Origin of the sequence: Streptomyces sp. NPDC050674, from assembly GCF_040654575.1 — a bacterium.
GTDB lineage: Bacteria > Actinomycetota > Actinomycetes > Streptomycetales > Streptomycetaceae > Streptomyces.
The window spans coordinates 104,236-125,397 of record NZ_JBFAIG010000011.1 but is presented as its reverse complement, the minus strand read 5'-3'; the positions used below and the strand labels follow the sequence as shown (position 1 = coordinate 125,397).

The following is a 21,162-nucleotide window of genomic DNA, read 5'->3' as shown; positions in this document are numbered from 1 at the left end:
GGGCGTGAGAATGCCCCTTACCCCTTGTTCGCCTCCTGCACCATCTGCTTCAGCTTGGCCGGGGTCATCGTCCGGTCCTGGTAGATGTTCTTGCCGTCGAACAGCACGGTGGGCGTGCCCGAGAAGTCGCCCTTGTCGAAGGCCTGGTGGGACTTGGCGACCCAGCCGTTGTGCGTGCCCTTCTCGACGCAGGCGCGGAAGGCGGGCGTGTCCAGGCCGTCGACCTTGCCGGCCAGCTCGATCAGCTTGGCGTTGTCCGCGTAGGCGTCGTCGACCTCCGAGGGCTGGTTGTCGAAGAGCACGTCGTGGTACGCGGGGAACTTCCCGGCGTCCTGGGCGCAGGCCGCGGCGTTGGCCGCGTTGCGGGAGCCGGTGCCGCGCATGTTGCCGTCGATGAGGGTGACCAGGTGGTACTCGACCTTGAGCTCGCCGGCGTTCGTCAGCTCGTGGATCACCGGCCGGTACGCCGTCTCGAAGGACCTGCACGCGGGGCAGCGGAAGTCCTCCCACACCGTGAGCGTGGACTTGGCGCTGTCCTTGCCGACCGGGATGGCGAGGCTGTCCTTGCCCTGGGCCCCGGAGGGCGCCACGACCGGGCCAGAGGCCTCGCTGTCGTCGTCCTTGCCGGCGTTGGCCGCGACGACGCCGATCACCGCCGCGAGTCCCAGGACGGCGACGACGGCCCCGCCCACGATCAGCGCGCGCCGGCGCCTGTCCGCGGACTTCTGCTTCTCGCGCTCGACCGCCAGCTTCTCCCGGGCGGTGCGCTTTCCCTCACGGTTCTTCTCGCTCACACCCCGGAAACGAACCGGGGAGGCGCAGCGCGCCTCCCCGGCCCCAGGTCCACCCGTACGAGGGATCTGTATGACTTCCCGGCTTCTTACGCCTGTCGGCGCACGCCCTTGGCGAGGTCACCGGCGAGCGCGCGCACGGCCTCGACCCCGGCCGCCGCGTCCGGGGCGTCCAGCATCGCCTTGACGAAGGCCGAGCCGACGATCACACCGTCGGCGAAGCCCGCGACCTCGGCGGCCTGGGCGGGGTTGGAGACGCCGAGCCCGACGCACACCGGCAGGCCGGTCCCGGTCGCCCGGGTGCGTTCCACCAGGTCCTGGGCCTGGTTGCTGACGCTGGCGCGGGTGCCGGTGACGCCCATGAGGGAGGCGGCGTAGACGAAGCCGCTGCCCGCCTCGGTGATCCGCGCGAGCCGCTCGTCCTTGCTGCTGGGCGCGACGACGAAGACGGTGGCGAGACCGTGCTTGTCCGCGTGCTCCCTCCACAGCGCCGACTCCTGGACGGGCAGGTCGGGCAGGATGCACCCGGCGCCGCCCGCCTCGGCGAGCTCGGCGGTGAACCGCTCGACGCCATAGCGGTCGATGGGGTTCCAGTACGTCATGACCAGGATGGGCTTGCCGGTGGCCGCGTGGGCCTCGCGGACGGTGCGCATCACGTCGGCGATCTTCACGCCGCCGCGCAGGGCGATGTCGTCGGCGGTCTGGATGACGGGGCCGTCGAGGACGGGGTCGCTGTGCGGCAGGCCCACCTCGACGATGTCGGCGCCGCCGTCGACGACGGCCTTGATCGCGTCGATGCCGCCGTCCACGGTCGGGAACCCGGCCGGGAGGTAGGCGATGAGCGCGGCGCGCCCTTCGGACCTGGCCGCGGCGAGGGTGTCGCTCAACAGCTGGATGTTCCCGCTCACTTGGCGTCCCCCTCGATCTCGGCGGTGCCGGAGGCGTCCTCGGCGACCTCGGCGTCGGTGTCGTACAGGCCGAAGTAGCGGGCGGCGGTGTCCATGTCCTTGTCGCCGCGGCCGGACAGGTTGACCACGATCAGCCCGTCCTTGCCCAGCTCCTTGCCGACCTCCAGGGCGCCGGCGAGCGCGTGGGCGCTCTCGATGGCCGGGATGATGCCCTCGGTGCGCGACAGCAGGCGCAGGGCCCGCATCGCCGCGTCGTCGGTGACCGCGCGGTACTCACCGCGGCCGGAGTCCTTGAGGTAGGAGTGCTCCGGGCCGATGCCCGGGTAGTCCAGACCGGCCGAGATCGAGTACGGCTCGGTGATCTGGCCCTCCTCGTCCTGGAGGACGTAGGAGCGGGAGCCGTGCAGGATGCCGGGTTCGCCGGCGGTGAGGGTCGCCGCGTGCTCGCCGGTCTCGACGCCGTGTCCGGCCGGTTCGCAGCCGATGAGGCGTACGCCGGTGTCCGGGATGAAGGCGTGGAAGAGGCCGATGGCGTTGGAGCCGCCGCCGACGCAGGCGATCGCGGCGTCGGGCAGGCGCCCGGCGCGCTCCAGCAGCTGGCGGCGGGCCTCGACGCCGATGACCCGGTGGAAGTCGCGGACCATCGCGGGGAAGGGGTGCGGTCCGGCGACGGTCCCGAAGAGGTAGTGGGTGTGGTCGACGTTGGCGACCCAGTCGCGGAAGGCCTCGTTGATGGCGTCCTTCAGCGTGCGGCTGCCGGACTTCACGGCGATGACCTCGGCGCCGAGCATGCGCATGCGGGCCACGTTGAGGGCCTGGCGCTGCGTGTCGATCTCGCCCATGTAGATGGTGCAGTCGAGGCCGAAGAGGGCACAGGCGGTGGCCGTGGCCACGCCGTGCTGACCGGCGCCGGTCTCGGCGATGACCCGGGTCTTGCCCATGCGCCGGGTGAGCAGGGCCTGGCCCAGCACGTTGTTGATCTTGTGGGAGCCGGTGTGGTTGAGGTCCTCGCGCTTGAGGAAGACGCGGGCGCCTCCCGCGTGCTCGGCGAAGCGGGGTACTTCCGTGAGCGCGGAGGGGCGGCCGGTGTAGTGGACCAGGAGGTCGTCGAGTTCCTTGGCGAACTCCGGGTCGTGCTTGGCCTTGTCGTACTCGACGGCCACCTCGTCGACGGCCGCGACGAGGGCCTCGGGGATGAACTTGCCGCCGAAGGCCCCGAAGTAGCCGTCAGGGCTGGGGGTTTGACCCTCGGGGTCGGGGATGAAGAACTGGCTGGGCATGCGAATACCTCACGGTGAGTGTGTGGGATGCACTGATCGCCGTGGGGGGCGGGGTCTGCTGTCGACTGCGGGCCGTATGCGGCTGATCGCGCCCGCGCGGCCGTAGCCGCACGTCAGATGATGCCCCGCGCCCCTAGAAGCCCTGCCATCGCATGCCGTTGACCTGCCCCGGCTCGTCACCGATGACGTACCGGACGCGGCGGCCGTGGACGCGGCGCGCGGGCGCACGGCAGCCCCGGGGGCGGCAGCCGCGCGCGAGGCGGGCGTACCGGTCCAGGGTCGTCATGGTGAGAGTCATCGGGACAAGACTAGCGGGTGATCAGCTCCGGCCGTGGCGGAGTGCGGGATGTTCTCCCGCCGCCACCAGGTCGGCCACGGCCGTCTTGGGGTTCTTGCCGGTGACGAGGGACTCGCCGACCAGGACCGCGTCGGCGCCGGCGTTGGCGTAGGCGATGAGGTCGTGCGGGCCGCGGACACCGGACTCGGCGATCTTGACGATGTGGTCCGGGATCTCGGGCGCCACACGCTCGAAGGTGTTGCGGTCGACCTCGAGGGTCTTGAGGTTGCGGGCGTTGACGCCGATCACGCGGGCTCCGGCGTCGACCGCGCGCTCCACCTCGTCCTCGTCGTGCACCTCCACGAGCGGCGTGAGCCCGATGGACTCGGCGCGCTCGATGAGCGACTCCAGGGCGGGCTGGTCCAGGGCGGCGACGATCAGCAGGGCGACGTCGGCGCCGTAGGCGCGGGCCTCCCACAGCTGGTACGAGGTGACGATGAAGTCCTTGCGCAGCACGGGGATGTCCACCCGGGCGCGGACTGCCTCGAGGTCGGCGAGCGAGCCGCCGAAGCGGCGCTGTTCGGTGAGGACGGAGATGACGGCCGCGCCGCCCGCCTCGTAGTCGGCGGCGAGACCGGCCGGGTCGGCGATCGCGGCCAGGGCGCCCTTGGACGGGCTGGAACGCTTGACCTCGCAGATGACCTTGACGCCGTCGCCGCGCAGGGCGGCCGCGCCGTCCTTGGCGGCGGGAGCCTTCGCCGCGCGCTCCTTGAGCTCGTCGAGGCTCACACGCGCCTGCCGCTCCGCGAGGTCGGCACGGACTCCGTCGATGATCTCGTCGAGCACACTCACGCGAGCGGCCCCCTTCCAGAATCTTGACGTTGTGGCGACCGATCGAACCCGATGGTCACTGCGATGGTATCCGCAGCGGGGCGTAGGCCTCGCATCCGGTTGACGCCGGTCCCACCGACTGGACATCCGCTGCGATCAAGGATGGAGCCAGCCGCCGAACGGCAGATTGCGGACGACGGTGAAGACCAGCAGCAACGCTCCGAGGCTCCACACCAGTCCCGGGCGGGGGTCGAACCGCAGGGGGCGCCCGCGCACGGCGTGCACCACCCATACGGTCCACAGTGCGGCGAAGCCCAGATAGCCGAGGGTCGCCAGGGCGTTGGCGTGCAGCGCCGCCAGGACGTCCCCGTGGACGAAGGCGTGCGCGCTGCGCAAGCCGCCGCAGCCGGGGCAGTAGAGGCCGGTGTAGCGCAGCAGCGGGCAGACGGGGTAGTGGCCGGGTTCGTTGGGGTCCACGGCGCCCACGTAGGCGAAGGCGGCGGCGACGGCCGCCAGCACCCCGGCGGGGACGGCCAGGCGGCTCGGGACGCTCGGGACGCGCGGCGTCACCCTTCGGCTGTCGGCGTTCACGGTACGCATTGTGCCCCGGGTGCGCGTGAGGGGCGGTCCCGGCACTCCTGTGCCTGCCGCCCCTCGGGTGAGGACTGCTCCGCGGGTCGGGCCGCGGGGGTGGTCAGCTCCCGGCGCCGGCCGGCTCGCGGTCGCCCGTGGTGCGGTGCGGCTGCTGGGCCTCCTTGGGCTGGCCCAGGCCCATCATGCGCATGATGCCGCCGACGACACCGCCGAGCAGCACGACCACCATGCCCGCCCAGAAGCCCACCGGCTGGTCCATCACCATGAACGCGCCCGCGACGCAGAAACCGATGAAGGCGATGATGACACCGGTCCAGGCGGCCGGGGTGTGACCGTGGCTGCTGCCCGCCATTGCTTGCTCCTCGTTGCTGTGTGCGTGTCTGAGCAGGACGCTCGGGGCCATTGTCCCGCACGCGCGCCCGCGAGGTGAGCGGGGGTGCCTCTCGGTCCCCCGTGTGGGCTCAGGCCCCGGTCGGGTCCTCGCCGCGGTCGAGTGCCTTCCACAGGTCCTCGGGGCGGTCGGGGTCGACGGCGGGGGCCTTGCGGCGCGGCTGGGGCGTGCCGCCGCGCTCGTAGCGGCCGGACATGGCGGGCCACAGCCGGCCGTAGCGCAGGGCGAGCAGTCCGGCCAGGAGGATCAGCACGCCGCCGACGACCGCGACGTAGGGCCAGGCGGTGTGGCTGAGGGCGTCGACGGAGGCCGAGGCGTCCCCGGAGGCCTGGGCCGCCTGCTCGTCGAGCGCGGAACTGTCGGAGGCGCCGATCAGGGCCGCGGCGACGATGCCGGCGCCGGAGAGCGCCAGCAGCACGGCGACGACGAAGCGGCCGGCGCGGCGGACGGCGAAGACGGCGACGAGCGCGGCGAGGCCCACTATGGCCAGCGCCGCGGGAACGCCCGTGACGTCGCTGCCCTTGGCGGTCAGGGGGAAGGCGCCGCCGGCCACCGTCGCGGTGCCCTGCGACCACTCCTGCCGGGTGGCGAGCAGCGCCACGGCCGCGCCGAGGGCGCCGCTCAGCAGCGCCACGGCGAGGCTCAGGCGGCCGGCCCGGGCGGATCCGGGGGCTTCGGAACGGGGGTGAGGTACAGCAGTCACGTAGCCACTATCGCCTGAAGCCCGGGCGAACCGGCACCCGGGGTGCGTCTCAGGCCTTTCCGAGCCGGTTGGCCGTGTGGACGGCCCGCAGGACCGCCGCCGCCTTGTTGCGGCACTCGGTGTCCTCGGCGACCGGGTCGGAGTCGGCGACGACACCCGCCCCGGCCTGCACGTACGCGGTGCCGTCGCGCAGGAGGGCCGTGCGGATGGCGATGGCGGTGTCGGAGTTCCCGGCGAAGTCGAGGTAGCCGACGCAGCCGCCGTACAGGCCGCGCCGGGACGGTTCGAGTTCGTCGATGATCTGCATGGCGCGGGGCTTGGGGGCGCCGGAGAGGGTGCCGGCGGGGAAGCAGGCGGTGAGGACGTCGAAGGCGGTGCGCCCGGAGGCCACCCGGCCGGTGACCGTGGAGACGATGTGCATCACGTGCGAGTACCGCTCGATGGACATGAAGTCGACGACCTCGACCGAGCCGGGCTCGCAGACCCGCCCCAGGTCGTTGCGGCCGAGGTCGACGAGCATGAGGTGCTCGGCCCGCTCCTTGGGGTCGGCGAGGAGTTCGTCGGCCAGGGCCTGGTCCTCCTGCGGGGTGGCGCCGCGCCAACGGGTGCCGGCGATGGGGTGGACCAGGGCCCGGCCGTCCTCGACCTTGACCAGCGCCTCCGGCGAGGAGCCGACGACGTCGAACCCGTCGAAGCGGAACAGGTACATGTACGGCGAGGGGTTGGTGGCCCGCAGGACCCGGTAGACGTCCAGCGCGCTCGCGGTGCACGGCGTCTCGAAGCGCTGGGAGGGGACCACCTGGAAGGCCTCGCCGGCCCGGATGCGCTCCTTGATGTCCTCGACGGCCACCTGGAAGTCGGGGCCGCCCCACAGGGCGGTGTAATCGGGCAGCTCGGAGGGCGGGAGGACGGCCGGGGGCTGGGCGACCGGGCGGGTCAGGTCGGCCTGCATGGCGTCCAGCCGGGCCACGGCGTCGGCATGGGCCTCGTCGACGCCGGTCTCCAGGTCGTTGTGGTTGATCGCGTTGGCGATCAGCAGGACCGAGCCTTCCCAGTGGTCCATGACGGCCAGGTCGCTGGTGAGGAGCATGGTCAGCTCGGGCAGCTTCAGGTCGTCGCGCTCGCCGGGGCCGATCTTCTCCAGGCGGCGGACGATGTCGTAGCCGAGGTAGCCGACCATGCCGCCGGTGAAGGGCGGCATGCCCTCCTGGTGCGGGGTGTGCAGGGCCTCGATGGTGGCGCGCAGGGCGGCGAGGGGGTCGCCGTCGGTGGGGACGCCGACGGGCGGGGCGCCGAGCCAGTGGGCCTGCCCGTCGCGCGCGGTCAGCGTGGCCGCCGACCGCACTCCCACGAAGGAGTACCGGGACCAGGAGCGGCCGTTCTCCGCGGACTCCAGCAGGAAGGTGCCGGGGCGCTCGGCGGCGAGCTTGCGGTAGAGCGCGACCGGGGTGTCGCCGTCGGCGAGGAGCTTGCGGGTGACGGGGATGACCCGCCGGTCGGTGGCGAGCTTGCGGAAGGTCTCGAGGTCCATGGCCGCTGACCTTACTGATCCGGGGCGCAGGCGTCGGGACCGCCGTCCTTCAGGAGCACGTCCTCGTCGAAACAGGTGCGCGCGCCGGTGTGGCAGGCGGCGCCGACCTGGTCGACCTTGACGAGCACGGTGTCGGCGTCGCAGTCCAGGGCGACGGACTTCACCCACTGGACGTGTCCGGAGGTGTCGCCCTTGACCCAGTACTCCCGGCGGCTGCGCGACCAGTAGGTGCAGCGGCCGGTGGTCAGGGTGCGGTGCAGCGCCTCGTCGTCCATCCAGCCCAGCATCAGCACTTCTCCGGTGTCGTACTGCTGGGCGATGGCGGGCAGGAGACCGTCGGCGGTGCGCTTGAGGCGCGCGGCGATCTCCGGGTCGAGACGACTGGGGGTGCTGGTCATGCCGTCCATTGTGCCGCGCGCCACTGACGTGCCAGGTGGAGTGTCCATTGGGCGGACCCGGTGGGCGGTCGTAGGCTGGCCTCCATGTCGACCCATGCCAAGCGTGAACGACTCCTTCTCGCCGACCTGTTGGAGACGGCGGGCCCGGACGCGCCGACCCTGTGCGAGGGCTGGACCACCCGGGACCTCGCCGCGCACGTCGTGGTGCGCGAGCGCCGCCCGGACGCCGCCGGCGGGATACTGATCAAGCAACTCGCGCCCCGCCTGGACAAGGTGATGGCGGAGTACGCCGACAAGCCGTACGAGGAGCTGATCCAGCTGATCCGTACGGGCCCGCCGCGCTTTTCGCCCTTCTCCCTCAAGCCGGTCGACGAGGCGTCGAACATCATCGAGTTCTACGTCCACACCGAGGACGTGCGCCGCGCCCAGAGCGACTGGTCACCGCGCGACCTCGACCCCGTCTTCCAGGACGCCCTGTGGACGCGCCTGGAGCGCACCGCCCGTCTGATGGGCCGCGGCGTCCCGACGGGTCTGGTGCTGCGCCGCCCCGACGGCCAGACGGCGGTGGCCCACCGCGGCACCCCGGTGGTCACGGTGACCGGTGAGCCGTCCGAACTGGTCCTGTTCTGCTACGGCCGCCAGAGCGCGGCCAAGGTCGGCCTGGAGGGCGACGAGAACGCGATCGCGAAGCTGCACGAGTCGAAGCAGCTCGGGATCTGAGAAAGCCCCGGCCGCACGCGCGGCCGGGGCCCTCAGCGGAAGGGGGGTCACCGCACCGGGTGTCCCGCCTCCCGCAGCGTCTGCTTGACCTCGCCGATGCGCAGGTCCCCGAAGTGGAACACCGAGGCCGCCAGGACCGCGTCCGCGCCCGCCTCGACGGCCGGGGGGAAGTCGGTCAGCCTGCCGGCACCGCCCGAGGCGATGACCGGGACCGTGACGTGCCCCCGTACGGCCCGGATCATCTCCAGGTCGTAGCCGTCCTTGGTGCCGTCGGCGTCCATGGAGTTGAGCAGGATCTCGCCGGCGCCCAGCTCGGCGGCCCGGTGGGCCCACTCGACGGCGTCGATGCCGGTGCCCTTGCGGCCGCCGTGGGTGGTCACCTCGAAGGAGCCCGACTCGGTGCGGCGGGCGTCCACGGACAAGACCAGGACCTGGCGGCCGAAGCGCTCGGCGATCTCGCGGATGAGCTCCGGGCGGGCGATGGCGGCGGTGTTGACGCCGACCTTGTCCGCGCCGGCCCGCAGCAGCTTGTCCACGTCCTCGGCGGTACGCACCCCACCGCCGACGGTGAGCGGGATGAACACCTGCTCGGCCGTGCGGCGCACCACGTCGTACGTGGTCTCGCGGTTGCCCGACGAGGCGGTGATGTCCAGGAACGTCAGTTCGTCGGCGCCTTCGGCGTCGTAGACCTTGGCCATCTCGACGGGGTCGCCCGCGTCGCGCAGGTTCTGGAAGTTGACGCCCTTGACGACCCGGCCGTTGTCCACGTCCAGGCAGGGGATGACTCGGACCGCCAGGGTCATGAATCGCGCTCCTCTAGTGTTCCTGTGAGGGTGTCCCTCTGAATGCTTCCACTTCCACCGACACCAGGACCCGGGAGTCGATGAAGCCCTGCACGACCAGCAGGGTCGTGACCGGGCGCACGGAGTCGAACAGTTCCTTGTGCGCCCGGCCCACCGCGTCGACGTCCCGGGCGTGTGCCAGGTACACCCGGGTGCGGATCACGGACTCGGGTGCCAGCCCGAACTCGCCGATGGCCTCCAGGGCGGTGGTGAAGGCCACCTTGGCCTGCTCGTACGGGTCGCCCTCGCCGTAGAGCACATCGCCCTTGAACGCGGTCGTGCCCGCGACCAGCACACGGTCGCCCGCCTCGACGGCGCGTGCAAAACCGAAGGACTCTTCCCAGGGACTTCCGCTCTGCACACGCCGCACGGTCATGACGACACAGCCTCCAGGGCTTCTTCCAGGGTGAACGCCTTTGCGTACAGCGCCTTCCCGACGATCGCCCCCTCGACACCGAGCGGGACGAGATCGGCGATGGCCCGCAGGTCGTCGAGCGAGGAGACCCCGCCGGAGGCCACGACCGGGCGGTCGGTGGCGGCGCACACGTTGCGCAGCAGCTCCAGGTTGGGGCCCTGGAGGGTGCCGTCCTTGGCGATGTCGGTGACGACGTAGCGCGCGCAGCCCTCCTTGTCGAGGCGCTCCAGCGTCTCGTAGAGGTCGCCGCCGTCACGGGTCCAGCCGCGGCCGCGCAGGGTCGTGCCGCGGACGTCGAGGCCGACCGCGATCTTGTCGCCGTGCTCGGCGATGACCTTGGCGACCCATTCCGGGGTCTCCAGGGCGGCCGTGCCGAGGTTGACGCGCTTGCAGCCGGTGGCGAGGGCGGCGGCGAGGGTGTCGTCGTCGCGGATGCCGCCGGACAGCTCCACCTTGATGTCCATGGCGCGGGCGACCTCGGCGATCAGCTCGCGGTTGTCCCCCGTGCCGAACGCGGCGTCCAGGTCGACCAGGTGCAGCCACTCGGCGCCGGAGCGCTGCCAGGCCAGGGCGGCCTCCAGCGGGGAGCCGTAGGAGGTCTCCGTGCCGGACTCGCCGTGCACCAGGCGGACGGCCTGGCCGTCACGGACGTCGACGGCGGGGAGGAGTTCGAGCTTGCTCACAGTGTTCCGATCCAGTTGGTGAGGAGCTGGGCTCCGGCGTCGCCGGACTTCTCGGGGTGGAACTGCGTGGCCCACAGGGCGCCGTTCTCGACGGCCGCGACGAACGGCTTGCCGTGGGTGGACCAGGTGACCTTGGGAGCCGTCATGGCCGGGTTGTGCGTTTCCAGCGACCAGTCGTGGACGGCGTAGGAGTGCACGAAGTAGAAGCGGGCGTCCGCGTCCAGGCCGGCGAACAGCTGCGAGCCGGGCGCCGCCTCGACGGTGTTCCAGCCCATGTGGGGCACGATCTCGGCCTGGAGCGGCTCGACCGAGCCGGGCCACTCGTCGAGGCCGTCGCTCTCCACGCCGTGCTCGATGCCGCGCGCGAAGAGGATCTGCATGCCGACGCAGATGCCCATGACCGGGCGTCCGCCGGAGAGCCGGCGGTCGATGATCCAGTCGCCGCGCGCCTCGCGCAGACCCGTCATGCAGGAGGCGAAGGCACCGACGCCCGGCACCAGCAGGCCGTCGGCGTTCAGCGCCTTGTCGTAGTCCCGCGTGATCTCGACGTCGGCCCCGGCGCGGGCCAGGGCACGCTCGGCGGAACGGACGTTGCCGAAGCCGTAGTCGAAGACGACGACCTTCTTGTGTGTCCTCAGGGGGCCGCTCAATTCCACACCTCCAGCCTCACCACACCGGCCGCGAGGCACATCGCGGCGCCGATGGACAGCAGCACGATCAGACCCTTGGGCATCTTCTGCTTGACGAAGGAGTAGATACCGCCGGCGAGGAAGAGGCCGACGACGATCAGCAGGGTCGAGATGCCGTTCACAGGGCGCCCTTCGTGGAGGGGAGGATGCCGGCCGCGCGCGGGTCGCGCTCACAGGCGTAGCGCAGGGCCCGGGCGAGCGCCTTGAACTGGCACTCCACGATGTGGTGCGCGTTGCGCCCGTAGGGCACGTGCACGTGCAGCGCGATCTGCGCCTGGGCCACGAAGGACTCCAGGATGTGCCGGGTCATGGTGGTGTCGTACTCGCCGATCATCGGCGCCATCTTCTCGGGCTCGGTGTGCACGAGGTAGGGGCGGCCGGACAGGTCGACGGTGACCTGGGCGAGGGACTCGTCCAGCGGGACCGTGCAGTTGCCGAAGCGGTAGATGCCGACCTTGTCGCCGAGGGCCTGCTTGAAGGCGGCGCCGAGGGCGAGGGCGGTGTCCTCGATGGTGTGGTGCGAGTCGATGTGCAGATCGCCCTCGGTCTTCACGGTCAGGTCGAACAGACCGTGCCGGCCGAGCTGGTCGAGCATGTGGTCGTAGAAGCCGACGCCTGTCGACACATCGACCTTCCCGGACCCGTCGAGGTCGATCTCGACGAGCACCGAGGTCTCCTTGGTGACTCGCTCCACGCGTCCCACGCGGCTCATGTGCTCTGCTCCTTCTTCAGTTCACGGACCGCGTCGAGGAACGCGTCGTTCTCTTCGGGGGTTCCGGCGGACACCCGCAGCCAGCCCGGAATGCCGTTGTCCCGGACGAGGACGCCCCGGTCGAGGATCCTCCGCCAGGCCGCGTGTGCGCCGCCCTCGCCGTCGAATCGCCCGAACTGCACGAAGTTGGCGTCGGACTCGACGACCTCGTAGCCGGTCGCGCGCAGCTCGGCGACCAGGCGGTCGCGCTCGGCCTTGAGCTGCTCGACGTAGCCGAGCAGCGTGGCGGTGTGCTCCAGGGCGGCCAGGGCGGTCGCCTGCGTCACGGCCGACAGGTGGTACGGCAGCCGCACGAGCTGCACGGCGTCCACGACGGCCGGGTGGGCGGCGAGGTAGCCCAGGCGCAGGCCCGCCGCGCCGAACGCCTTCGACATGGTGCGGGAGATGACGAGGTTCGGGCGGCCGTCGAGCAGCGGCAGCAGCGAGTCGCCGTGGCTGAACTCGATGTACGCCTCGTCCACGATCACCATCGACGGCTTCGCCGCCTGGGCGGCCTCGTACAGCGCGAGGACCGTCTCGCGCGGGACCGCGTTGCCGGTGGGGTTGTTGGGCGTGGTGACGAAGACGACGTCCGGCCGGTGCGCGGCGATCGCCTTCTGGGCGGCCGGCAGGTCGATCGTGAAGTCCTCGCCACGCGGCCCGGAGATCCAGCCCGTGCCCGTGCCCCGCGCGATCAGCGCGTGCATCGAGTAGGACGGCTCGAAGCCGAGCGCGGTGCGGCCCGGCCCGCCGAAGGTCTGGAGCAGCTGCTGGATGACCTCGTTGGAGCCGTTGGCCGCCCAGACGTTGGCCACGCCGACCTCGTGCCCGCCGGTGTCGGTCAGGTACTCGGCCAGCCGGGTGCGCAGCTCGACGGCGTCCCGGTCGGGGTAGCGGTTGAGGTGCTTGGCCGCCTCGCGGACCCGCTCGGCGATGCGTTCGACCAGTTCCTCGGGCAGCGGGTAGGGGTTCTCGTTGGTGTTGAGCCGTACGGGGACGTCCAGCTGGGGCGCGCCGTAGGGGGACTTGCCGCGCAGCTCGTCCCGTACGGGGAGATCGTCGATGCGTACGTCGCTCACTTGCCCTGGGGAACCTTCCAGTCGAACCTCGCCTTGATCGCCGCGCCGTGGGCCGGCAGGTCCTCCGCCTCGGCCAGGGTCACCACGTGGTGGGCGACGTCGGCCAGGGCGTCCTTCGTGTAGTCGACGATGTGGATGCCGCGCAGGAAGGACTGGACGGACAGGCCGGAGGAGTGGCAGGCGCAGCCACCGGTGGGCAGCACGTGGTTGGAGCCGGCCGCGTAGTCGCCCAGGGAGACCGGGGCCCAGGGGCCGACGAAGATCGCGCCGGCGTTCCTGACGCGGTCGGCCACGGCGGCGGCGTCGGCCGTCTGGATCTCCAGGTGCTCGGCGCCGTAGGCGTCGACCACCTTCAGGCCCTCGTCGAGGCCGTCGACCAGCACGATCGCGGACTGCCTGCCGGACAGGGCCGGGACGATCCGGTCCTCGACGTGCCGGGTGGCGGCGACCTGCGGCTCCAGCTCCTTCTCGACGGCGTCGGCGAGCTCGACGGAGTCGGTGACCAGGACGGCGGCGGCGAGCGGGTCGTGCTCGGCCTGGCTGATCAGGTCGGAGGCGATGTGCACGGGGTCGGCCGTGTCGTCGGCGAGGACCGCGATCTCGGTCGGGCCGGCCTCGGCGTCGATGCCGATCCTGCCGGTGAAGTAGCGCTTGGCGGCCGCGACCCAGATGTTGCCGGGGCCGGTGACCATGTTCGCGGGCGGGCAGGACTCGGTGCCGTGGGCGAACATCGCGACGGCGGTGGCACCGCCGGCCGCGTAGACCTCGTCGACGCCGAGCAGGGCGCAGGCGGCGAGGATGGTCGGGTGCGGCAGGCCGCCGAAGTCGGCCTGGGCGGGCGAGGCGAGCGCGATCGACTCGACGCCGGCCTCCTGCGCGGGTACCACGTTCATGATCACGGAGGACGGGTACACCGACCGGCCGCCGGGCGCGTAGAGGCCGACGCGGTCGACCGGAACCCACTTCTCGGTCACGCTGCCGCCGGGCACGACCTGCGTGGTGTGCGAGGAGCGGCGCTGCTCGCGGTGGACGGCGCGGGCGCGGCGGATCGACTCCTCCAGGGCCGCGCGCACGGCCGGGTCGAGCTCCTCCAGGGCGCGCTTCAGCGCGGCGGCCGGGACGCGCACCTGGTCCAGCCTGACCCCGTCGAACCGCTCGGCGGCGTCGATCAGCGCCGCGTCGCCCCGATGATGCACGTCCTCGCAGATCGGACGCACCTTCTCCAGGGCGGCCGCTACGTCGAAGTCGGCTCGGGGCAGCAGGTCACGCAGGGCGGGGCCCTCGACAAGGGCGTCGCCGCGCAGATCGATTCGGGAGATCACGTGCTCAATTCTCTCAGACCCGGGTGAGGCGCCGTCCGCGCGTATCAATGGCTGATACAGAGTGTCGCGGCGACCCGGAAGATCCCCTTCACCCACTGCTTTCGGGGCGTCACTCAACGGGCATGAACAGTTGTACGAAGGAACCAACCGGCGAGTACCCGGGGCGGAGGGAACGACTGTGACCGAGGGGGCCGGCGTCCGTGCCGGGGAGCTGCCCGACGACCTGACCGCGGCCGAGGCCGGCATGTGGCAGGCGTTCCGCAATGGCACCGTGTACGACCTGAGCTGCGGCGACGCCGTGGCGGACGATCCGCACGGCGGCGGGCCCTGGGGCGCGGAGCGGACCGTACGCGCCCGGATCGTGTGCTGGCTGCTCCTGGACGGCCCGCCCGCGCTGGCCGGCCGCGTGTCCGCGCTGAAGCTGATCGGTGTGCAGGTCAGCGGCTCGCTGGACCTCGCGGGCGGCACGGTGGTGCCGTACGTCGAGATGCGCCGCTGCCGGTTCGAGCAGGACGTGCTGCTGCCGGAGGCCCGCTTCACGACCCTGCGGATGGTGGACTGCTCGGTGCCCCGGCTGGAGGCGGCCCGGGTGCACACCGAGGGCGATCTGCATCTGCCGCGCTGCCGCTTCCACCACGGCATCCGGCTCACGGACGCGCAGATCGGCACGGACCTGATGCTCAACCAGGCGATCGTGCACCGCGACCGCAGCGGCCGGTCGATCGCCGCGGACGGCCTCACCGTCGGCCAGGACTTACAGGCCGAGCTGCTGGAGTCGCACGGCGAGCTGAGCCTGCGCGCGGCCACCGTCGGCGTCTCCCTGAGCCTGCGCGGCGCCCGCCTGGCCAACCCGTACGCGCGGCTCGCGCTGAACGCCCCGCAGCTGACCGTGGAGCGCAGCCTCTACCTCACCCCGGCGGGAATCGGCGCCCAGGCCATGAGCGGGATGACCCCGGCGGAGGGGACACTGATCCAGCGGTTCGCGTGCGAGGGCGGGATCCGGCTGGACGACGGCCGGTTCGGCGACGCCGTCGACTTCGAGCAGGCCCGGTTCACCCTCACCGACGACCAGGAGCTGTCGCTGCGCCGGGTGCAGACGCCGGAGCTGCGCTTCCTCGGTGAGCAGCCGCTGCGCGGGCGGGTGGTGCTCTCGGGGGCGAAGATCGTCAACCTGATGGACCGGGCGGACGCCTGGCCGGGCCCGGGGCGGCTGCACATGGGCGGCTTCGCCTACGAGTTCCTCGTGCGCGGGCCGTTCCCGCTGGCCGAGCGGCTGGCCTGGGTGACGGCGGCGACCGCCGAGTACAACCCGGAGCCGTACGAGCGGCTCGCGGCCGTGCTGCGGGCCGGCGGGGAGGACGAGGACGCCCGGGAGGTGCTGCTCGCCAAGCAGCGCCGACATCGCGAGAGCCTGCCGATGGCGGCCAAGCTGTGGGGCTACGCGCAGGACTGGACGGTGGCCTACGGGTACCGGCCGGGCCGGGCGGCGGTCTGGATGGCGGTGCTGTGGGCGGCGGGCTCGCTCGCCTTCGCACAGGCCGGCAGTCCGCCGATGAAGCGGGGTGAGCGTCCGGAGTGGAGCCCCGCGCTGTTCACCCTCGATCTGCTGCTGCCGGTCATCGACCTCGGCCAGGTGGGTTCCTGGCAGCTGCGGGGGGCCTGGCAGTGGCTGGCGACGGGGCTGATCCTGCTGGGCTGGGTCCTGGCGACGACGGTGGCGGCGGGGGCGACACGGCTGCTGCGGCGCAACTGATGATGCTGCTGTGACCGAAGTTGTTGAACTGTCACAGCTTTACGCTCTCTTGACCATCGGACGTACAACTTTCCGCAGGTTCGATGAACAGTCTGGCGCCGCGATGACCAGCCGACTTTCAATGGACGGCACCATGGCAATGCAGCTCCCCTTCATCCGCCCGAGCCGGATGGCAAGGACGTCCCCCCACCCCGCCGGCGAGCCGTGCGCCGACGACGAGGTGCTGCTCGACGCGCCCGACGCCCGGCTGAGCCCGGCGCTGGTCGCCGCCGCCCGGGACGATCACGGCCCGGCCGCCGCGCTGCTCCTGGCCACCCGTGTGGCCTCGGAGTGGGAACGGCGCGACCGGTACGTGACCCGGCTGGCCGCGTTCGCGCGCTCACGCCCCGAGTGGCTGGACGCCTGGCTCGCCACCGCCCCGCAGGACCCCGACGCGCTGCTGGTCGGGGCCCAGCTCGCGGTGGACCGCGCCTGGCGGTCACCGGCCCGGGCCGAGCTGCTGCGCGAGGTCAGCCCTTTGATCACCGCCGCGGCCCGCGGCGACCAGCGGGACCCGGTCCCGTGGCGGCTCGCGCTCGACCACGCCCGGGGCGCCCAGGCCGGGCACACCTACTTCGAGGAGCTGTGGGAGGCCGCCGTACGGCGTGCCCCGCACCACTACGGCTGTCATGTGGCGGCCCTGCGCTACCTGGCGACCTACTGGCACGGCTCGCACCACGAGTGCTTCGACTTCGCCGACCGGGCCGCGCAGGACGCTCCCGCCGACGCGCTCGTCCAGGCCCTCCCGCTGCGGGCGGCGTTCGGCTACCTCGTCGACGGCTGCGGGCCCGAGGTGCCGCGCGAGCGGCTGGACGCGGCAGCCGACCGGGCGATCGCGCTGTCCCCGCGGCTGCCGGCGTCCGACCCCTGGCCGGCCCGGATGCGGAACCTGCTGATCTTCGTCCTGGTGCGCCTGGAGCGCTGGCGGGACGCGACCGAACAGCTGCGCCTGAACGGCCCGTACGCCACCTCCTTCCCCTGGGACCAGGTGTCGGACGACCCGCTCGGGCACTTCCTGCGGGTACGCGACGACGTCCGGGCCGCGCAGGCCCCGGAGGCGTCCTGGCATCCACGGAGTGAACGGGGCGGACGAGTCCGTCCCGGCGACCATTAGGCTTTTGCGTCGTGACCACCGTCCGGCTCCCCCTCTTCCCCCTGAACTCGGTGTTGTTCCCGGGGCTCGTGCTCCCGCTCAGCGTCTTCGAGGAGCGGTATCGCGCCATGATGCGCGAACTGCTGAAGACACCGGAGGACGAACCGCGCCGGTTCGCCGTCGTGGCGATCCGCGACGGCCACGAGGTGGCCCCGAGCGCGCCCGGCATGCCCGACCCGACGGCCGTGCCCGAGCGGGGTCCGGCGGCCGGTTTCGGCACCGACCCGGTCAAGGCCTTCCACAAGGTGGGCTGCATCGCGGACGCGGCGACGATCCGGGAGCGCACTGACGGCTCCTTCGAGGTGCTGGCGACCGGCACCACCCGGGTGCGGCTGCGGTCGGTCGAGGCGTCCGGGCCCTTCCTGACGGCCGAGCTGGAGCTTCTGGAGGAGGAACCGGGCGACGAGGCCGCGCCGCTGGCCGAGGGCGTGCTGCGGTCCTTCCGCCAGTACCAGAAGCGGCTGGCCGGGGCGCGGGAACGGTCCCTGGCGACGGGGGCCGATCTGCCGGACGAGCCCGCCGTGGTGTCGTACCTCGTGGCCGCGGCGATGATGCTGGACACCCCGACCAAGCAGCGGCTGCTCCAGGCGCCCGACACCGCGTCCCGTCTGCGCGACGAGCTGAAACTCCTTCGCTCCGAGACGGCGATCATCCGTAATCTGCCGTCGTTGCCGGCGTCGGAGCTGACGCGCGGCCCGATGAGCCTCAACTGAGCGGATCGGCATGGCGAAGAAGTCGAAGAAGCAGCAGCAGACGGGCGGCACCCCCGCGACGGTGGCCCTCACGGCGGCGGGCACGGCGTACACGGTCCACGCCTACGACCACGACCCCGCGCACCCCTCCTACGGTGAGGAGGCGGCCGAGGCGATGGGCGTCTCCCCCGACCGCGTCTTCAAGACCCTGGTCGCGGACGTCGACGGCGCCCTCACGGTCGCGGTGGTCCCGGTGGCGGGCCAGCTGGACCTGAAGGCCCTGGCGGCGGCGGTCGGCGGCAAGCGCGCCACGATGGCCGACCCGACCCTGGCGGAACGCACGACGGGCTATGTCCGCGGCGGCATCTCGCCCCTCGGCCAGCGCAGGAAACTGCCGACGGTCCTCGACGCCTCGGCTTCGGCCCACCCGACGATCTGCGTCTCGGCGGGCAGGAGGGGCCTGGAAGTGGAACTCGCCCCGGAGGACCTGCGACAGCTGACGCAGGCGATCCTGGCCCCGATCGGCCGCTGACGCCGGGAAGCCCGGCCCCGCCCCGACCGGCCGTTCGGGGCGGACCGCCCGGAGTGCGACGCCGGGGAGCTCCTCGCCCCTCGGCGGACAACGGGCTGTGTCTGCTCGGCCCTACCTGCTTTCGGCCGAGGGCGATGTGGCATAGGGGTCCGTGGCGAAATCCGGCTCCGGGTCGCGGGGGCCGAACAACGCCATGAGACCGAGGTGCAGGACCAGCGCGGCCAGCGGCCAGGCCAGCAGCGCCCCCTTCGCGCCCAGCTTCAGCGGCGCGGAGAAGGTCACCCCCCGGCCCACCTCCCGGGCGTGCGCGATCACGTCCTGCTCCGGACCGAGCCACACCCCGAGCCGCCAGGCGAGCAGCGAGCCGAGCAGCCCGCCGAGGGCCAGCCCCACCACCAGAGGCACACCCCCGCGCCGCCGCAGCAGGAAGACCACCAGCGCGCTCACGGCCCCGAACGCCAGCCCGAGCAGCGTGAACGTGCCGTCGACCCCGATGGCCTGTTCGCCCTCGGTGTCCTTGAGGTAGACGACCCAGCTCTTCTCCACCACGTCACCGACCAGCGGCACGTGCGGCGCGAGCCACCACCACAGCACTCCGAGCAGCACCCCGCCGAGCGCCACGGCCACCGCGATCACGGCGGCCTCCCGCAGTTCCGTCTTCATCCCGGGACCGTCCTGTCCGTACCAGCCGTGCCCGGCGTACTCGGCGTGCTGGGACCCGGGAGCCTGCGGCCCGGCGCCCGGCGGCTGCCACGGCCCCTGTGCGGAATGCTCGTGCGGCGGTGGTGGCGGAGTCAGTGGTGCGGTCACCCTGCCATCGTGCCAGGCCCGCCTGTGCGCCGCGTCACCGGACGACCGCTCCCCGCTCAACGGACGGCCGCCCGGCGGTACGCCCAGGTCGCCACGGCCAGCGAGACGACGCCGACGGCCCCGCACACGGCGAGGTCACCGAGGACGAAGGCCCAGTCGGGGTGCGGCCCGAACGTCCGCGCGAAGGCCTCCACGCCGTACGTCGACGGCAGCAGGTCCCGCGCGAAGCGCACGACGCCCGGCATCCGGTCCGCCGGCAGCACGCCCAGGAGCAGCGCCGCCGACATGCCCAGCTGCCCGAGCAGCGTGGCGAGTTCCGGGCGGGGGGCCAGCAGCCCCAGCGCCGCGCCGAGCCCGGCGAGCGCGGCGCCGGCGAGCGGGATCACGGCCAGGAGGATCCACAGATGGGCCATCGGCAGCCCGAACAGCACACAGCCGAACACCGCCGTCACGACGGTCCCGGGCACGGTGAACGAGGCGTACGCGCCCGCCGCGCCCAGCACCACGGCCGCCGGCGGCACGGGCAGCGTCGCGTAGTGGTCGAGTCCGCCGCTGGCCCGTAGCTGCCCGAAGTACTGCGCGAGCAGGTTCAGCGCGACGAAGGCGACCACCAGGACCGACGATCCGGCGACGACGGCCTGCGCCTCCGCACCGTCGTCCACGACCCCGCGCATCAGGATCATGATCCCGACCGACTGGAAGGTCGCCACGAACAGCAGCGGGATCCGCGCCACCCGCGCCCGGGACAGCTGCGCCCGGTACACGGCCGCCAAGGAGGGCCACAGCCGCGCCCGTGGTCCGAGCTCGGCCGCGCACGCGGCGGGCTCCTCCGCGGCCAGGGCACTGCCCGGCAGGACATCGGCGGGTACGACACTCACGTCGCGCTGCTCCCCTTCGCTCGGGTCCACTGCGGCAGTCGCCTGTTCGGTACGGATACGGCGGCCGGTGTGCTCACGGCCCGCGCGCTCTGCGCCTTGCTCACACCTTCACCAGCCCCTGCTGCGCGGCACCGCCGAGGGCCAGGTAGACGTCCTCCAGGCTCGGCGTGGCCAGCGTGAAGTCGTCCAGGGCGGCGAAGGCGGCCCCGCCGGTGACGGTGGCCACGACCGCCCGGGCCTCCTCGGGCCCGAGCCGCAGCGTCCAGCGGCGGCCCGACTCCGCGACACGGTCCCGCAGCGCGGCGACCTCCGGCACGTGCAGCGGAGCCGCGTCCCGCCACACCAGATCGACGCGCACCTCACCGGCGACCTGCTCCTTGAGTCCGGCGGGGGTGTCGCAGGCGATCACCCGCCCCCGGTCCAGGACCGCCACCCGGTCCAGCACGGTCTCGGCCTCGATGACGTTGTGGGTGACCAGCAGCACGGTCGTCCCGCGTTCGGCCCTGCGCCGGTCGACGGCGGACCACACGGCCCGGCGCGCGACCGGGTCCATGCCGGTGGTCGGCTCGTCCAGCACGAGCAGCGGCCGCTCCCCCACCAGGGCGGCGGCGAAGCAGGCCAGGCGCCGCTGCCCCCCGGAGAGCTTCTTCAGCGGCCGTCCGGCGAGCGGGGTGAGGCCCAGCTCGTCCAGGACGGCGTCCCGCTCGGCCCGCGCCTGCCGTGCGTCCAGCCCGCGCAGCCGCCCGGTGGTCTCGGCGGCGAGGGAGACGGTCAGCTCGTCGAGGGCGGTCGACTCCTGCCCGAGGTAGGCGAGCAGGCGCGAGGCCCGTTCGGGGTGGCGCACGATGTCGTGCCCGAGGATCCGCACACCGCCGCGGTCGGGCCGCATCAGCCCGGTCAGCTGGCGGACGAGCGTGGACTTGCCGGCGCCGTTCGGACCGAGCAGGCCGAAGATCTCACCGCGGCGGATGTCGACCGTCACGTCGTCCGTGGCCCGGACCTCGGGGGTGGCGGGGGCGCCGCGCCGGCCCCGTACCGCGGGATAGGTCTTGGTCAGCCCGCGCACCGCGCACACGACGTCACCGTCGTGCCGAAATGCC

Annotated in this window: 26 protein-coding genes; 5 read left to right on the top strand and 21 right to left on the bottom strand. The window is 72.6% G+C overall.

Annotated features, from left to right (window positions below):
• Positions 1–17 precede the first annotated feature (17 nt).
• From AB0I06_RS19815 to hisI, 10 genes are all read right to left on the bottom strand, one after another.
• A complete protein-coding gene (locus AB0I06_RS19815) occupies positions 18–794 on the bottom strand; it encodes a thioredoxin domain-containing protein (protein WP_363120117.1) in 777 nt (258 codons plus the stop codon).
• Positions 795–880: 86 nt separating this feature from the next.
• On the bottom strand, positions 881–1,699 hold the full coding sequence (gene trpA, locus AB0I06_RS19810) for a tryptophan synthase subunit alpha (protein WP_363120116.1): 819 nt from the start codon (positions 1,697–1,699) through the stop codon (positions 881–883).
• Complete coding sequence (trpB, locus tag AB0I06_RS19805; protein ID WP_363120115.1) at positions 1,696–2,979, bottom strand: tryptophan synthase subunit beta; 1,284 nt, start codon at positions 2,977–2,979, stop codon at positions 1,696–1,698. The genes trpA and trpB overlap by 4 nt, the downstream gene beginning before the upstream one ends.
• A gap of 133 nt (positions 2,980–3,112) precedes the next feature.
• Positions 3,113–3,277, bottom strand: a complete 165-nt coding sequence (locus AB0I06_RS19800) for a hypothetical protein (protein ID WP_363120114.1) — start codon at positions 3,275–3,277, stop codon at positions 3,113–3,115.
• 21 nt (positions 3,278–3,298) lie between these two features.
• Positions 3,299–4,108, bottom strand: coding sequence for an indole-3-glycerol phosphate synthase TrpC (trpC, locus tag AB0I06_RS19795; protein WP_363120113.1), 810 nt, complete (start codon positions 4,106–4,108; stop codon positions 3,299–3,301).
• Positions 4,109–4,243: 135 nt separating this feature from the next.
• Positions 4,244–4,687 carry a DUF2752 domain-containing protein gene (locus tag AB0I06_RS19790; protein WP_363120112.1) on the bottom strand — a complete coding sequence of 148 codons (444 nt, stop codon included), beginning with the start codon at positions 4,685–4,687 and terminating at the stop codon, positions 4,244–4,246.
• 94 nt (positions 4,688–4,781) lie between these two features.
• Positions 4,782–5,033, bottom strand: coding sequence for an HGxxPAAW family protein (locus AB0I06_RS19785; RefSeq protein WP_363120111.1), 252 nt, complete (start codon positions 5,031–5,033; stop codon positions 4,782–4,784).
• Positions 5,034–5,142: 109 nt separating this feature from the next.
• Positions 5,143–5,775 carry a TIGR02234 family membrane protein gene (locus AB0I06_RS19780; protein ID WP_363120110.1) on the bottom strand — a complete coding sequence of 211 codons (633 nt, stop codon included), beginning with the start codon at positions 5,773–5,775 and terminating at the stop codon, positions 5,143–5,145.
• 49 nt (positions 5,776–5,824) lie between these two features.
• Positions 5,825–7,306: an anthranilate synthase component I gene (locus AB0I06_RS19775; protein WP_363120109.1), complete on the bottom strand. Its 1,482-nt coding sequence runs from the start codon at positions 7,304–7,306 to the stop codon at positions 5,825–5,827.
• An 11-nt stretch (positions 7,307–7,317) separates the two neighbouring features.
• Entirely contained in the window at positions 7,318–7,704 is a 387-nt protein-coding gene (hisI, locus tag AB0I06_RS19770) for a phosphoribosyl-AMP cyclohydrolase (RefSeq protein WP_363120108.1), read from the bottom strand.
• Between the two features lie 84 nt (positions 7,705–7,788).
• Between hisI and AB0I06_RS19765 the strand changes: the two genes are divergently transcribed.
• Complete coding sequence (locus tag AB0I06_RS19765) at positions 7,789–8,424, top strand: TIGR03085 family metal-binding protein (RefSeq protein WP_363120107.1); 636 nt, start codon at positions 7,789–7,791, stop codon at positions 8,422–8,424.
• 47 nt (positions 8,425–8,471) lie between these two features.
• Here the strand turns inward: AB0I06_RS19765 and hisF are convergent, their stop codons facing one another.
• From hisF to hisD, 8 genes are read right to left on the bottom strand one after another with little or no spacing between them, the layout of a single operon-like run.
• Entirely contained in the window at positions 8,472–9,227 is a 756-nt protein-coding gene (gene hisF, locus AB0I06_RS19760; RefSeq protein ID WP_363120106.1) for an imidazole glycerol phosphate synthase subunit HisF, read from the bottom strand.
• A gap of 13 nt (positions 9,228–9,240) precedes the next feature.
• Complete coding sequence (locus AB0I06_RS19755) at positions 9,241–9,642, bottom strand: RidA family protein (protein ID WP_363120105.1); 402 nt, start codon at positions 9,640–9,642, stop codon at positions 9,241–9,243.
• A complete protein-coding gene (priA, locus tag AB0I06_RS19750; protein WP_363120104.1) occupies positions 9,639–10,364 on the bottom strand; it encodes a bifunctional 1-(5-phosphoribosyl)-5-((5-phosphoribosylamino)methylideneamino)imidazole-4-carboxamide isomerase/phosphoribosylanthranilate isomerase PriA in 726 nt (241 codons plus the stop codon). Before priA ends, AB0I06_RS19755 begins: the two co-directional genes overlap by 4 nt.
• A complete protein-coding gene (gene hisH, locus AB0I06_RS19745; RefSeq protein ID WP_363120231.1) occupies positions 10,361–11,002 on the bottom strand; it encodes an imidazole glycerol phosphate synthase subunit HisH in 642 nt (213 codons plus the stop codon). The genes priA and hisH overlap by 4 nt, the downstream gene beginning before the upstream one ends.
• Positions 11,003–11,010: 8 nt before the next feature.
• Positions 11,011–11,175, bottom strand: a complete 165-nt coding sequence (locus AB0I06_RS19740; protein WP_184982776.1) for a hypothetical protein — start codon at positions 11,173–11,175, stop codon at positions 11,011–11,013.
• The gene (gene hisB, locus AB0I06_RS19735) at positions 11,172–11,765 is read right to left on the bottom strand and encodes an imidazoleglycerol-phosphate dehydratase HisB (protein WP_363120103.1); all 594 of its coding nucleotides are present in this window, start codon (positions 11,763–11,765) and stop codon (positions 11,172–11,174) included. Before hisB ends, AB0I06_RS19740 begins: the two co-directional genes overlap by 4 nt.
• Positions 11,762–12,883, bottom strand: a complete 1,122-nt coding sequence (locus tag AB0I06_RS19730) for a histidinol-phosphate transaminase (protein ID WP_363120102.1) — start codon at positions 12,881–12,883, stop codon at positions 11,762–11,764. Before AB0I06_RS19730 ends, hisB begins: the two co-directional genes overlap by 4 nt.
• The gene (gene hisD / locus AB0I06_RS19725; protein ID WP_363120101.1) at positions 12,880–14,205 is read right to left on the bottom strand and encodes a histidinol dehydrogenase; all 1,326 of its coding nucleotides are present in this window, start codon (positions 14,203–14,205) and stop codon (positions 12,880–12,882) included. The genes AB0I06_RS19730 and hisD overlap by 4 nt, the downstream gene beginning before the upstream one ends.
• Before the next feature lie 178 nt (positions 14,206–14,383).
• Here hisD and AB0I06_RS19720 point away from each other — a divergent pair, with 178 nt between their 5' ends.
• From AB0I06_RS19720 to ybaK, 4 genes are all read left to right on the top strand, one after another.
• On the top strand, positions 14,384–15,958 hold the full coding sequence (locus AB0I06_RS19720) for an oxidoreductase (protein WP_363120100.1): 1,575 nt from the start codon (positions 14,384–14,386) through the stop codon (positions 15,956–15,958).
• Between the two features lie 121 nt (positions 15,959–16,079).
• Positions 16,080–17,111 carry a hypothetical protein gene (locus AB0I06_RS19715; protein ID WP_363120230.1) on the top strand — a complete coding sequence of 344 codons (1,032 nt, stop codon included), beginning with the start codon at positions 16,080–16,082 and terminating at the stop codon, positions 17,109–17,111.
• Positions 17,112–17,122: 11 nt separating this feature from the next.
• Entirely contained in the window at positions 17,123–17,863 is a 741-nt protein-coding gene (locus tag AB0I06_RS19710; RefSeq protein ID WP_363120099.1) for an LON peptidase substrate-binding domain-containing protein, read from the top strand.
• A gap of 10 nt (positions 17,864–17,873) precedes the next feature.
• The gene (gene ybaK, locus AB0I06_RS19705; protein WP_363120098.1) at positions 17,874–18,374 is read left to right on the top strand and encodes a Cys-tRNA(Pro) deacylase; all 501 of its coding nucleotides are present in this window, start codon (positions 17,874–17,876) and stop codon (positions 18,372–18,374) included.
• A 111-nt stretch (positions 18,375–18,485) separates the two neighbouring features.
• Here ybaK and AB0I06_RS19700 read toward each other — a convergent pair whose 3' ends face one another.
• The 3 genes from AB0I06_RS19700 to AB0I06_RS19690 form a co-directional block, all read right to left on the bottom strand.
• A complete protein-coding gene (locus tag AB0I06_RS19700; protein ID WP_363120097.1) occupies positions 18,486–19,184 on the bottom strand; it encodes an AAA family ATPase in 699 nt (232 codons plus the stop codon).
• A gap of 56 nt (positions 19,185–19,240) precedes the next feature.
• On the bottom strand, positions 19,241–20,062 hold the full coding sequence (locus AB0I06_RS19695; protein WP_363120096.1) for an ABC transporter permease: 822 nt from the start codon (positions 20,060–20,062) through the stop codon (positions 19,241–19,243).
• A 100-nt stretch (positions 20,063–20,162) separates the two neighbouring features.
• Positions 20,163–21,137, bottom strand: a complete 975-nt coding sequence (locus AB0I06_RS19690; protein ID WP_363120229.1) for an ABC transporter ATP-binding protein — start codon at positions 21,135–21,137, stop codon at positions 20,163–20,165.
• Positions 21,138–21,162 lie beyond the last annotated feature (25 nt).

Bases quoted from the DNA above. Each gene is read 5' to 3' on its own strand.
- hisB (WP_363120103.1), bottom strand. From the start codon at position 11,765: ATGAGCCGCGTGGGACGCGTGGAGCGAGTCACCAAGGAGACCTCGGTG.
- ybaK (WP_363120098.1), top strand. From the start codon at position 17,874: ATGGCGAAGAAGTCGAAGAAGCAGCAGCAGACGGGCGGCACCCCCGCG.
- AB0I06_RS19755 (WP_363120105.1), bottom strand. From the start codon at position 9,642: ATGACCGTGCGGCGTGTGCAGAGCGGAAGTCCCTGGGAAGAGTCCTTC.
- hisF (WP_363120106.1), bottom strand. From the start codon at position 9,227: ATGACCCTGGCGGTCCGAGTCATCCCCTGCCTGGACGTGGACAACGGC.
- AB0I06_RS19790 (WP_363120112.1), bottom strand. From the start codon at position 4,687: ATGCGTACCGTGAACGCCGACAGCCGAAGGGTGACGCCGCGCGTCCCG.
- AB0I06_RS19715 (WP_363120230.1), top strand. From the start codon at position 16,080: ATGGACGGCACCATGGCAATGCAGCTCCCCTTCATCCGCCCGAGCCGG.
- hisI (WP_363120108.1), bottom strand. From the start codon at position 7,704: ATGACCAGCACCCCCAGTCGTCTCGACCCGGAGATCGCCGCGCGCCTC.
- trpB (WP_363120115.1), bottom strand. From the start codon at position 2,979: ATGCCCAGCCAGTTCTTCATCCCCGACCCCGAGGGTCAAACCCCCAGC.
- AB0I06_RS19785 (WP_363120111.1), bottom strand. From the start codon at position 5,033: ATGGCGGGCAGCAGCCACGGTCACACCCCGGCCGCCTGGACCGGTGTC.
- AB0I06_RS19765 (WP_363120107.1), top strand. From the start codon at position 7,789: ATGTCGACCCATGCCAAGCGTGAACGACTCCTTCTCGCCGACCTGTTG.
- AB0I06_RS19800 (WP_363120114.1), bottom strand. From the start codon at position 3,277: ATGACTCTCACCATGACGACCCTGGACCGGTACGCCCGCCTCGCGCGC.
- AB0I06_RS19775 (WP_363120109.1), bottom strand. From the start codon at position 7,306: ATGGACCTCGAGACCTTCCGCAAGCTCGCCACCGACCGGCGGGTCATC.